The organism is Schaalia odontolytica (assembly GCF_002847525.1).
Lineage (GTDB): Bacteria > Actinomycetota > Actinomycetes > Actinomycetales > Actinomycetaceae > Pauljensenia > Pauljensenia odontolytica_B.
The window spans coordinates 192,105-203,690 of record NZ_PKKM01000005.1; the positions used below are offsets into that span (position 1 = coordinate 192,105).

The 11,586-nt window shown below is 63.9% G+C and carries 10 protein-coding genes; 2 read left to right on the forward strand and 8 right to left on the reverse strand.

Annotated elements, in window-relative coordinates; genetic code table 11:
- Positions 1 to 54: 54 nt before the first annotated feature.
- The 8 genes from hrcA to CYJ22_RS05000 form a co-directional block, all read right to left on the reverse strand.
- On the reverse strand, positions 55 to 1,098 hold the full coding sequence (gene hrcA / locus CYJ22_RS04965; protein ID WP_101601535.1) for a heat-inducible transcriptional repressor HrcA: 1,044 nt from the start codon (positions 1,096 to 1,098) through the stop codon (positions 55 to 57).
- A gap of 130 nt (positions 1,099 to 1,228) precedes the next feature.
- Positions 1,229 to 2,023 carry a DUF3097 family protein gene (locus CYJ22_RS04970; RefSeq protein WP_007588905.1) on the reverse strand — a complete coding sequence of 265 codons (795 nt, stop codon included), beginning with the start codon at positions 2,021 to 2,023 and terminating at the stop codon, positions 1,229 to 1,231.
- A gap of 133 nt (positions 2,024 to 2,156) precedes the next feature.
- Positions 2,157 to 2,981, reverse strand: coding sequence for a hypothetical protein (locus tag CYJ22_RS04975; protein WP_007588902.1), 825 nt, complete (start codon positions 2,979 to 2,981; stop codon positions 2,157 to 2,159).
- Positions 2,974 to 3,663, reverse strand: coding sequence for a SatD family protein (locus tag CYJ22_RS04980; RefSeq protein WP_101601539.1), 690 nt, complete (start codon positions 3,661 to 3,663; stop codon positions 2,974 to 2,976). The genes CYJ22_RS04975 and CYJ22_RS04980 overlap by 8 nt, the downstream gene beginning before the upstream one ends.
- 299 nt (positions 3,664 to 3,962) lie before the next feature.
- On the reverse strand, positions 3,963 to 5,255 hold the full coding sequence (gene hemW / locus CYJ22_RS04985; RefSeq protein WP_101601542.1) for a radical SAM family heme chaperone HemW: 1,293 nt from the start codon (positions 5,253 to 5,255) through the stop codon (positions 3,963 to 3,965).
- Between the two features lie 24 nt (positions 5,256 to 5,279).
- Entirely contained in the window at positions 5,280 to 6,065 is a 786-nt protein-coding gene (gene trmB / locus CYJ22_RS04990) for a tRNA (guanosine(46)-N7)-methyltransferase TrmB (protein ID WP_196792943.1), read from the reverse strand.
- A gap of 53 nt (positions 6,066 to 6,118) precedes the next feature.
- Positions 6,119 to 8,005, reverse strand: a complete 1,887-nt coding sequence (lepA, locus tag CYJ22_RS04995) for a translation elongation factor 4 (protein ID WP_231284008.1) — start codon at positions 8,003 to 8,005, stop codon at positions 6,119 to 6,121.
- Positions 8,006 to 8,071: 66 nt separating this feature from the next.
- Positions 8,072 to 9,088 (reverse strand): hypothetical protein, encoded by a 1,017-nt coding sequence (locus CYJ22_RS05000; protein WP_101601547.1) that lies wholly within the window; start codon positions 9,086 to 9,088, stop codon positions 8,072 to 8,074.
- A gap of 155 nt (positions 9,089 to 9,243) precedes the next feature.
- On the opposite strand from CYJ22_RS05000, the gene CYJ22_RS05005 reads away from it, so the two are divergent.
- Both CYJ22_RS05005 and rpsT read left to right on the forward strand, forming a co-directional pair.
- Complete coding sequence (locus CYJ22_RS05005; RefSeq protein ID WP_101601549.1) at positions 9,244 to 9,906, forward strand: type II toxin-antitoxin system PemK/MazF family toxin; 663 nt, start codon at positions 9,244 to 9,246, stop codon at positions 9,904 to 9,906.
- A gap of 209 nt (positions 9,907 to 10,115) precedes the next feature.
- The gene (gene rpsT, locus CYJ22_RS05010; RefSeq protein WP_007588890.1) at positions 10,116 to 10,382 is read left to right on the forward strand and encodes a 30S ribosomal protein S20; all 267 of its coding nucleotides are present in this window, start codon (positions 10,116 to 10,118) and stop codon (positions 10,380 to 10,382) included.
- The last annotated feature ends 1,204 nt before the right edge of the window (positions 10,383 to 11,586 follow it).

Sequence of the window (11,586 nt, forward strand, 5' to 3'; positions counted from 1 at the left end):
TTTCTTCTCGTGGGGTCATCCGTTTATCGTCATGGGGTTCGGCTCGCGGCGGAGCTAGCTAGCAGTTTCCTGGGCAAGGTAGCGCGACAGGTAGGCGGCCACCGCTCGCACCGAGCTCATGGTGCGCGCATAATCCATGCGCATGGGGCCGACGATGCCCAGGTGGGCACTCCCAACGCTCTCATCGGCGCCGGCTCGGTAGGTCCCGGTGACGACAGCGGCCTCGGCGAGGCCATCGTGTGGATTCTCCGCTCCGATACTCACGTGTACCTCGTCGCTCGGGTCCATCTCGGCGAAGAGACGCATGAGGACGACCTGCTCTTCGAGTGCATCCAGAACCGGGGCGATGTCATGGAAGTCGAGGGCCCCACGGGCGAGGTTTGCGGCACCCGCGACAACGATCTTTGACTCGCTCTGACCGCTCAACACATCGGTCAGGGCGGCGCCGATCGCGGCGACTGTGCCGACGATCTCAGGCCGGGCCGAGGCCGTGGCCTCGTCAACGCAGGCCTGCGCGGACGCGGAGGTCGCACCATCGCAGTGGTGGCGTAGGTGTTCGCGTACCTCGCGCAGCTGCCCTTCATCCAGCGCCGCGTGCAGGGTGAGGCTGCGCTCGCCGACCTCGCCGTCCGTGGTGATGACGACGACAAGGACGCGGCCGGGGGCCAGCGCGATGACCTCGAGGTGCTTGAGGACACGCACGCGCGCCCCCGGGTACTGCACGAGTGCCACCTGGTGCGTGACCTGAGCTAGGAGGCGAACGGATCGCTCCACGACGTCATCGATATCGACGGACTCGGCCAGGAAGGTCTCGAGGGCGTGGCGTTCCGGCCCACTCATTGGCTTGAGTTCGGCGAGTCGATCGACGAACACGCGGTAGCCACGGTCAGTCGGGACGCGCCCTGCGGAGGTGTGAGGCTGGTAGATGAGGCCGGCTTCCTCCAGCACCGCCATGTCATTGCGGATCGTCGCCGATGAGACGCCGAGGCCTCCGGCGGCGATGGCCTTGGAGCCGACGGGTTCACGGGTAGCCACGTACTGGGTGACGATGGCACGCAGGACATCAAGCCTGCGATTCTGTGCACTGTTGCGCGTCATGCCACCTCCTCCCGTTCTGGCACTCCTGCTTCCTGAGTGCCAATGCTACTCCTCGCAGCCAATCGGGGGCGACATGAGGGCCTCGCCAGGTGTGCGCCCTGCGTGAACCTCACACAGAAGCGCCGTCGTCCTACTGCGCCCAGGGCACGGTGACAAAGTCGATGAGTTCCTCGACCCGCCCCAGCAGCGCGGGTTCAAGGTCGCGGTAGGTACGCACAGTGGACAGTATCCGCTTCCACCCCAGGGCGATGTCGCGCTGGTCGGCGTGCGGCCACCCGAGAGCTTCGAGGGTCCCATGCTTAATGTCGATACCTCGCGGAACATCGGGCCACCGCTCGAGGCCAACGCGGGCGGGCTTGACGGCCTGCCAGATGTCAACGAACGGATGCCCGAGGACGAGAACCGCTCCCGGCCAGCGCGCCGACACGGCCTCGGCAATGCGAGACTCCTTCGATCCGGGCACCATGTGGTCGACGAGGATGCCCGCGCGCGCCGTATCGGTCGGCCCGAACACCTCCAGGATGGCCTCGAGATTATCGACTCCCTCAAGCAACTGAACGGCAATGCCCGCCTCGGCCAGGTCCTCGCCCCAGACATGCTGCACGAGCTCGGCGTCGTGACGCCCCTCCACCCATATGCGCGAGCGCTTTGCGACCTTGGGACCGCTCGAGGCAGGGGCAAACGAACCGGAGTTCGTGATACGCCGTCCCGATGCGCTGACTTGCGTGCTCGACGAGGCCTGGGCTGGAGCCGGGCTGGGAGGCAGCGCCTCGATGGGACGCCCCTCCAGCCAGAAACCGGGACCCAAAGGGAAAGACCGACGAACGCCACGCCGATCCTCAAGCTCCACAAGGTGAATGCCGCCGGACTTCTCGACCCGCGTCACGGCTCCGACCCATCCGGAGGCAACGTCCTCGAGGACCATACCAATCTCAACGTGGACGGCCTGCGAGCGCGGATGCCTCGCCCCGGGCCCGTCACGATGCGGGTCGTGGGCGAAAATGTTGCGGCCGTAGGGGTCTGAGCTATTCACCCGGCATACTCTAGCGGCACGAGAATCAGTGCAGGCTCACGACACGAATGAGCATCGCCACGAGGGCGGCCAGAATCCACGAAGACACCGAGCCGATGAGGAACTCCTCAGCCTTTTCTCCCGTCGAATCCTGCGAGATTTCAGGGAAACGAATGACTCCCTTGGCAGCAACGACGGCAGCGATAGCAACCTCCGCGCCCGCGCCAGCCAAAACGATAATCAGAAGGCGCTCGAGCGGGCCGATCCAGCGCCCTCCGCGCAAAGCCGTCACTTCTTCCTCGTCCACCTCCACGCCCAGGACGGGCAGAGCGCCAGAGATCACGGAGGCTTCTACAACCTCCGATTCCTCCTCTCTATCGTCCCCTTCCTCGGGCGTTACGTCAGGCATCGCTGGAAGGACGGGCGCGTTAATCCACCCGGGCACCGGATCGGACGCACGGCCACGCGCACACTGCAGGATGGCGGTGATCAGGTGATTAACCGGTCCCGTTACCAGGAAGAGAACCGTAATAATGAGGTCGATGGGACGCCCGGAGCGCAGCGACAGCAGAGGGAAGTTCAGCGGGTCCAGGCTCAGAAGAGCAACAAAGCCGACGGATGCCAACGCCCAGCGAGCAAGAACGCCGCGCGCCGACGGATCGACGAGGTCCCACGCAAACCACACGACCGCAAGAGTCGCGCCGATTGCGTTCGCAACGGCACTCACCCCCAGGATGAACCAGGAGTAGCAGATCACCGCAAGAAGCAGCGTCAGAAAGAGCGACAGGCGTCGCGACCAGCGGCGCGGGTCAGAAGTGAGAAGAACAGTTAGCTCCGAGGCGGCAATGCCCAGGAGAAGAACTTCATGCACGTGCGGCCTCCGCGATGATGAGTGAGGACTGGATCAACCCCGCCCCCGTGCCCCGGGCAAAGTCAGAAATAGCCTGCTGCGACAGCTTTTCTGCCCGAGCGATCTCCACCTGGGTCTTACCGAGCAACAGTGCAGCCGTGATTCGACGATGACGCGCGGAAAGCTTGAGAATCGCGTGATCGCGCAGGCTCAGCAGCGCATTGATGCAGGTCTGGCAGTGGCGCGGGAACGCGGACTCGACCGAGGCGTGCGCCATGAACCAGGTGCGGATGAAGGGGTTCGAAGAATCCTGAACGTCGTGTGCACGGTTGATCGCAGCGCGAGCCGCCCACCACGCAGAACCATCCTGAAGCTGAGCGGACTCCGAGCCGCGCGAACGCGCGGGAGCCTGCCGATGAACACCCGACGAGAACTCTTCAATCCGACCCGCACCAATTCCAAAGCGAAGCTGGAGCTGCGGGGGAAGGAGGAGTTGCGCGCGCAAGGTGAGAAGCAGTGCATCCTCGAGCGTGTAGGCGACCGCCTGGAATTCATCACCGACCGTCGGATACGGAGCCTGCAGCAGCGCGAGGCCCTCACTCGCACCCCCAAGAGCGGCTTCATAGATTCTCTGGGCATCTGCACGATTGGTCAGCGTACGAGAGCCCACGATGTCAGCAATGACAGCGTACCGAAGAGTCACAATACCACACTTTTCCTTGTATACGGCTCTTCACAAGCCCCCTCATGGAGGAACCCTGCAAATTACTCGGCTTCACATGACACATCAAGGCAAACATATTTCAACCATGATGTCAACAGTATTGCGACGTAATGCTAGCTTGTCACATAGCACACGCCGACCAACTGTCAAACAGCTAACAACCATTGCCGCAGTTATGCTTGTATCAATACAATTACAAGTTACATCGCGGAACTGGCTATCTCAGAAGAGTGTTTACCACCAGATGCATATTCCGCTGCACGGGCGCCAACTACTCGTCAGTAGCCCATGATTTCGCGGGTCACATAGTCCGCCAGCAGGCGTCCGCGAAGCGTGAGGACGACACGCCCAGACAGTGCCGCTGCCCCATCGATGAGTCCCTCGGCTATGAGCGTAGCAATGCGACCACCAGACGGCACGCCTGCCACGTCGGGCGCTGACAGACCCGGCAACCCCTTGATCGCGACCCCCTCAGAGGTGCGAACCCCGAGCATGACGCGCTCCAGTTCGCGCGCGTCCGCATCGAGGATCTCGCCAGCGTAGGCCGGCGACTGTCCAGCCCTCACGCGCCCCGCATAGGCCCCTGGATTCTTCACATTCCACCAGCGCGTACGTCCCATGTGGGAGTGAGCACCCGGCCCAAAGCCCCACCAGTCCCAGTCACGCCAGTAGGCGAGGTTGTGGGCAGAGGCATGTTCACAGTGGGTCGACGGCAGCCCCGAAGCATGGTCAGCCTCGGTTGCGCGCGCAAAGTTGGAGATCTCGTACCAGGCGTATCCGGCCTCGCCGAGGAGAGAGTCGGCGAGCTCGTACTTGGTGGCTTCGTCGTCGGGGTCGGGGGTCGGCAGTTCTCCCCTGGCCACCTGCGCCCCCATCTTCGTCCCCTCCTCGACAACGAGAGCGTATGCACTGATGTGATCGGTCTCGTACGACAGGGCGGCGCGCAGCGAGGTCTCCCAGTCAGCCAGACTCTCCCCTGGCGTCCCATAGATGAGGTCCACCGAGGTCGACAGGCCCGCCTCCTTTGCCCACTGGACAACGAGGGGGACTCGCTCGGGCGTATGAGTGCGATCCAGGGTCGCGAGAATCGCGGGCACGGCGGACTGCATGCCGAAAGACACTCGCGTAAATCCCGCATCCGCGAGCTGCGCGAGCCCGTCGCGCGTCACCGTGTCGGGATTCGCCTCGAGGGTCACTTCCGCTCCTGGGGCGATGCCGATGCGCTCGCGCAGGCCCGTCAGGATCTCGACGAGCTCGGTGGTATCCAGCATCGTCGGAGTGCCACCGCCAAAGAACACCGTACGAGCCTCGCGCGCGGGCAGCCCCGCCTCGGACATGACACGGGCCGCCAGGGAAGCCTCAGCGAGAACGGAGGGGGCGTAGTCCCCCACCTGTGCCCCCGGCCCGAAGCCGACCGTGTAGGTGTTGAAATCGCAGTACCCGCAGCGCACGCGACAAAAGGGCACGTGCACATAGAGAGACAGAGGGCGGCCGCGATCAGCCTCGACGAGGCCAGGGTCCAGCGAGCCGTCAGGCGACCAACGCTCACCCTCAGGCTGGGCGGGGCTCACGAGTGCGCTCCAGCCGTCACGATGTCAGCCACGGGGACGGCGAATGCCGACGATGTCGTGGGCATGACGGCCCGCATCGATGCCTCGGGTCTCGAAGTGGGTGACGACGCGGCCCTCGAAGCGCGGAGCGAATCCACCGCGCTCCGGCTGCGGATCCTCCGGATCTGGACGCTCTCCCACGTGCGGGTTCTCGAAGAGCTCGCACGCTTCGATAACGTCGCGCATCTGCCAGGCGTAGTCATCCCAGTCGGTAGCCAGGCGCCACACTCCCCCGTCGCGCAGCAGGCGCGCGACCTCGAGCGCAAAGGAATCGGAGACGAGGCGACGCTTGCGATGCCGAGCCTTACGCCACGGGTCAGGGAAGAACGTCCAGACCTCATCCAGGCACGCGTCCTCAAGCATGATCGGCAGCGCCTGGGCAGCGTCGGCCTCGATGACACGAATGTTGTCAACGCCGGCCTCGACTGCCTTGGAGACGAGCTTGGCGATGCCCGGAACCCAGACCTCGAGGGCCAGGAAGTTACGCTCGGGATGAGCGGCCGCCGCGGCGACAATCTGTTCACCCGTGCCCGAGCCAATCTCGAGGGTCACCGGTGCGCTGCGCCCGAAGAGCTCGGCCAGATCGAGCGTGAAATCCGGCGCGACCGTCGTGTAGCCGACGCCGCGACGCGGCTCCACCACGTAGCGGTGCGCGTGTGCTTCCCACGTGCGCGCGAGGTTCGCGGGCAGCTCGCGTGTGCGCCGCGTAAACGACTTCGTACGACTCATGAAGACCGTGCCCTCGGGGGCATCTCCCGGGCGACGGTCCATGCACTGGCCGACGTGAGCGTGAGCCTCCACGGCCTCGTTCCCCTGTTCCCCGCTCACTTCTTGCCCGTCGGAACGTCGGAGGTCAGGGCGGCGATGAAGGCTTCCTGCGGCACGTCGACGCGGCCGATAGACTTCATGCGCTTCTTACCTTCCTTCTGCTTCTCGAGCAGCTTGCGCTTACGGCTGATGTCGCCGCCGTAGCACTTGGCGAGCATGTCCTTGCGCAGGGCCTTAATCGTCTCGCGAGCGATGACTCGCGCACCGACCGCGGCCTGCACCGGGATCTCAAACTGCTGGCGAGGGATAAGTTCCTTCAGGCGCTTCGTCATCCGCTGGCCGTAGTTGTAGGCACCATCGCGGTGAACAATCGCGCTGAACGCGTCGACACGGTCGCCGTTGAGCAAGATGTCGACCTTGACGAGGTCGGCGCTCTGCTCGCCGCTCTCCTGGTAGTCCAGGGAGGCGTAGCCACGCGTGCGGGACTTGAGCTGATCGAAGAAGTCGAAGACGATCTCAGCGAGGGGCAGCTGATAGTGCAGCTCCACGCGATCCTCGCTCAGGTAGTCCATGCCCTGCATCGAGCCGCGGCGCTCCTGGCACAGCTCCATGATGGTGCCCGTGAACTCGGTGGGCGTCAGGATGGTCGCGTTGACGACGGGCTCGCGCACCTCGGAAATCTTTCCTTCGGGGAATTCGCTCGGGTTGTCGACGCGCACCTCGGTGCCATCCTCCGTCACGACGCGGTAGACGACGTTCGGAGCGGTCGCGATGAGGTCGAGGTTGAACTCGCGCTCCAGGCGCTCGCGGATGATCTCCAGGTGGAGCAGGCCGAGGAAGCCGCAGCGGAAGCCGAAGCCGAGGGCCGCGGAGGATTCGGGCTCGAAGGTCAGCGCCGCGTCGTTGAGCTGGAGGCGCTCGAGGGCGTCGCGCAGGTCCGGGAAGTCCGATCCGTCGACCGGGTAGATGCCGGAGAAGACCATCGGGTTCGGGTCTCGGTAGCCCTCGAGAGCCTCGGTTGCGCCGCGCACCTGGCTGGTGACGGTGTCGCCGACGCGGGACTGACGCACGTCCTTCACGCCCGTGATCAGGTATCCAACCTCGCCGGCGCCGATGCCCTCTTCGGGCTTCGGCTCGGGCGAGATGACGCCCAGCTCGAGGAGCTCGTGGGTGGCGCCCGTGGACATCATGCGCACGCGCTGACGGGTCGAGAGCACGCCGTCGACGACACGCACGTAGGTGACGACGCCGCGGTAGGTGTCGTACACGGAGTCGAAGATCATCGCTCGCGTCGGGGCGTCGGGGGTGCCCTCGGGGGCGGGCACGACCTCCACGATGCGGTCGAGGAGGTCCTCGACGCCTTCGCCTGTCTTGCCGGAAACCTTGAGGACCTCGCTCTCGTCGCAGCCGATCAGCTGGGCAACCTCGTGCGCATACTTCTCGGGCTGGGCGCCCGGCAGGTCGATCTTGTTGAGGACCGGAATGATCGCGAGGTCGTTCTCGAGGGCCAGGTACAGGTTCGCGAGCGTCTGGGCCTCAATGCCCTGCGCGGCGTCGATGAGCAGGACCGCACCCTCGCACGCGGCCAGGGAACGGGAGACCTCGTACGTGAAGTCCACGTGACCGGGCGTGTCGATCATGTTGAGCGCGTAGGGGGTACCCTCGTGTGCCCACGGCATGCGCACCGCCTGGCTCTTGATCGTGATGCCGCGCTCGCGCTCGATGTCCATACGATCGAGGTACTGGTCGCGCATCTCGCGCGCTTCGACAACTCCGGTCAGCTGGAGCATGCGATCCGCGAGCGTCGACTTCCCATGATCGATATGGGCGATGATGCAGAAGTTACGGATCTGCCCCTGCGGGGTATGGGCCGGGCGAATCTGCGCCTGCTGCGCGGGCGTGGGGATGGGCACGTGAACCTCCGTGAAGTCGTTAACCTCCATATCGTCCCATTGTCGTAGGCCTTTGTGCCAGTTCAGGCGCGGGAAGTCGCGCACAGTGGCCGCGCGTCACACCGTGTCACCATCGCCCATCTCGGCCTGCGCGATAATGGAGACGGCCTCCGTGAAGTCGCAGTCCTCCCAGTCGTCGGGGTGATCGTCACGAAGTTTACGTGCGATCCTCTCTGCACGTTCGTCATCCCCACGCATGGTTGCCAGGGTGAGCAAGATGGTGCGGATACGCGCCGTCAGGGGGTCACGATCTCCCAGGTATCGCCGGCAATCTTCGGCCAACACGGTCCACAGGTCCTCGCCCGCCTCCCGGTCACCTCCCATCCACGTATTGCGCGCGATTTCGTTTCGCAGGCGCAGCACCCGCCAATCGCCGCGTTCGGCGACCGTCAGCAACACGTCCATGTTGTGCTCGTAGAGCTGGATAGCTTCGTCGTACTGGCGGTCCGCGGAGAGAACCTCAGCGAGGTTGTCGCGAACGGTCAGCAGCGTCATGTCGGCCTCGTCCCCGGCGCCTTCCATGTCTGCGAGAAGCTCACGATAGACGCGCGCAGCCCTGTTCCACTTACCCGTGTTTTTCCAAGGCATTGCAGAATTGTTACGGATGGCGAATGCGATCTGAGGGTCGAGGCCCGGGCAGGCTTTCACGTCGGCGACCAGAGCAGAAAAACGCCGAGCTGCCATGTCGTTGAAGCCCAGAACCGAGAGCCAGTAGGCCTCGGAGTTACGGAGCATCAGGACGAGGGGGTGGTCACGTTCCAGCTCTCTGGAACCAAGCCGGGCAGCTTCCCCCGCCGCGCGGCGGCATCGGTCATACGAGCCCAGGGCGGCATACCAGTCGATGCGCAGTTTTCCCGCCTCGAGACGAAGCTCAATCGAGACCTCCTGGTCGTCATATACCTGCTCCGCGCGTTCGATAGCTTTCTCCAGTCCTCCGCCAGAAGCACATCGCACCGCGTCCATCAGGCGGGAGCGAGCGGCGTCATCGGGTGAACCGGGGGCGACAGCGCACCTCCCGAACGCATCGAGAGAGACCTTCGGACCATGGATCGTTGCAGTGGACATCGTCGTCACCTTTCTTCATTGAGAGTTCAGCTGCGAACACATCCAGAATGAAACTAACGATGTCGCACTGTCATCCATAACGACAATCCCTGTGGATAACCCGCCCTCCCACAGAGCCCCTGTGGATAAAACTAAAGGGGCTACCCCTGCCGTATGCTGGTGCCATGAATTCATTCATCAGGGGCCTCATCAATTTCCTCCTCGGCGTTATTTCTGGCGCCGCAGAGGAGGCACAGTCGAACGCCTCCAAGCCGAGCCAGCGTCAGCCGAGTAGCAAGCCGACGTCGTCTACCAGCAAGCCGAAGTCTTCGACTCCCAAGCCTCGCTCATCCTCGTCATCTCGACCGAACTCCGGTTCCCACCATCACTACGAGGACCCGGCGACCTCCAATCGCCCCCAGACGTCAATCCGCGAAGCCAGCATCGCCGACGCACTTGCCCACGCCTCGTACACGCCCGTCATGGACGGCGACGCGGATCCCGGCGAGGTCGTGTGGACCTGGGTGCCCTACCAGGAGGATTCCTCCGTCGGCAAGGATCGCCCGGCCGTCGTCATCGGCGCACAGGGTGAGGGCGTGTACCTCCTGCAGCTGACCAGCAAGGACCACACGCGCGACGCCGCCCAGGAGGCCGCCGCCGGACGCTACTGGCTTGACATTGGCGCGGGCGACTGGGACTCGAAGGGCCGTCCCTCCGAGGTGCGCCTCGACCGGGCCCTGTGGGTCAAGGCCACCGACGTGCGCCGCGAAGGCTCGATCCTGCCCAAGGCAACCTGGCAGCTCATCGTCGACGCCCTCGAGGAGCACTACCGCACTCACGGCGACTGACGCTTACACGTGACCGACCTTACGAGGCGCGAAAGCGCTGAGGGATATGACGAAAAGCCCCTGCCCTGGTATGATCGGTCGTTGGACTCCCGGCCTGGTCGGGCAGGGGGTCTGGTTAGGACCGTTTGCGGGTGTCCCCACGCCTAAGTCCCGGTCTTGACACAGCCCTCACCGACCCTGTCAGACATACATCAAGGAGAAATCCGACTGTGGCAAACATTAAGTCCCAGAAGAAGCGCATCCTCACCAACGAGAAGCGCCGCGTTCGTAACCAGTCCGTGAAGTCCGAGCTGAAGACCCTGGTCCGTCAGACCCGCGAGGCCGTTGAGGCCGGCGACAAGGACAAGGCTCTCGCCGCTCTGCGTATCGCTTCGCGCAAGCTGGACGTCGCCGTTTCCAAGGGCGTCATCCACAAGAACCAGGCCGCGAACCGCAAGTCGAAGCTTGCTCGTCGCGTCGCCTCGATCGCTGACTGATCAAACGCACGTTTGACATGAAGCGGGCCGCCCAACGGGCGGCCCGCTTTCGTATACCCACTCCCCCACGTTCCGGCACCAGGCGCACATAACGAGGGTTAAAGGACAAAACGTGTTGGTTTTGTGGTGATTTTTCGGCTTGTTGGTAGTCGAAAATTAACATTGACGGCGATTGTTTCATCGTGGGGGTACGAATACCCCCCACGCACCTGATGTGTGGGCGAACGCGTGGCCCGGTATGGACACTCAGGTTCAGGAGCGCAGTTCGCCGAGGCGTGCTAGCTGTCTGCACTCCCCTCCGCACACGTGGGCCCGACACCTCGCACGTTAACCCGATGACATGCACGTGGGCAGCGCCGCCCACGAGCACATCAAGGGGTTAACGCGCATAGTCAGCGGTTTGCGTGCGAAGTACATGCCAGGCCGGGCACTGTTGTGTCCAACAAGCAGACCGCCTGAGCCGCAACACCCCGTTGTCAACGTTTTTCACCGAGGTGGTCTGCGACGTGGGCGCCTCACCACCCAGAACCGCTACCTCATTACCGCGAACCGAGACCTCACCGCCACCAAACGGGGGGATTTGCACCATTAGAAGCGCGACACGCCGGCGACACGCCGAAGGGAGGCTCCTAATGCTGCAAAACCCCCACCATTACCCCTGGCGGCAGGCTTGTTCACGGGTGCAATGCCCCTCACCGGTGCAGAGCTGCACGGCGGCGTGCCAATAAACGCCGGTGAGGCGTCGCCAGCAATGACGGGGGACGTCACGGGCGGCCAGCTCCGAGACGACGCTTGTGACCGATGAGGTGTTACACCTGATCGGGAAGATTCAACCCCTTCTGATCGGGTGGAATCTTCCCTAACGGGTGGAATGCTCCCGATCAGGTGGAGTCCTCCCAAAGGGGCACGTCCTGTCTGTGGCACAGCGGCGCGAGCGCGCTAGCCCAACGACACCGCCCACGCCGATGCCCGGGACCGAACCGCGACCAACACGTTATGACCTATAACCCACGTATAACCACTCCCCCGTACGCTTATTCGCACGGTCAGCACACCTACGCCAACCACTCCCCCACGTTCCGGCACCAGGCCCACATAACGAAGCCCCGACCTCGTCAAATGAACTGCCTCCCGTTTCTTGGACATCGAAATTGAAGTCCAGGGAATGGGAGGCTTTTCGTGTCTGTGGTTCTGGGGTTGAGGC

Excerpts from the sequence above, each read along its gene's own strand:
- hrcA (WP_101601535.1), bottom strand. The coding sequence starts at position 1,098 with ATGACGCGCAACAGTGCACAGAATCGCAGGCTTGATGTCCTGCGTGCC.
- CYJ22_RS04970 (WP_007588905.1), bottom strand. The coding sequence starts at position 2,023 with ATGGTCCTCGAGGACGTTGCCTCCGGATGGGTCGGAGCCGTGACGCGG.
- trmB (WP_196792943.1), bottom strand. The coding sequence starts at position 6,065 with ATGGACCGTCGCCCGGGAGATGCCCCCGAGGGCACGGTCTTCATGAGT.
- lepA (WP_231284008.1), bottom strand. The coding sequence starts at position 8,005 with ATGGAGGTTAACGACTTCACGGAGGTTCACGTGCCCATCCCCACGCCC.
- CYJ22_RS05005 (WP_101601549.1), top strand. The coding sequence starts at position 9,244 with ATGAATTCATTCATCAGGGGCCTCATCAATTTCCTCCTCGGCGTTATT.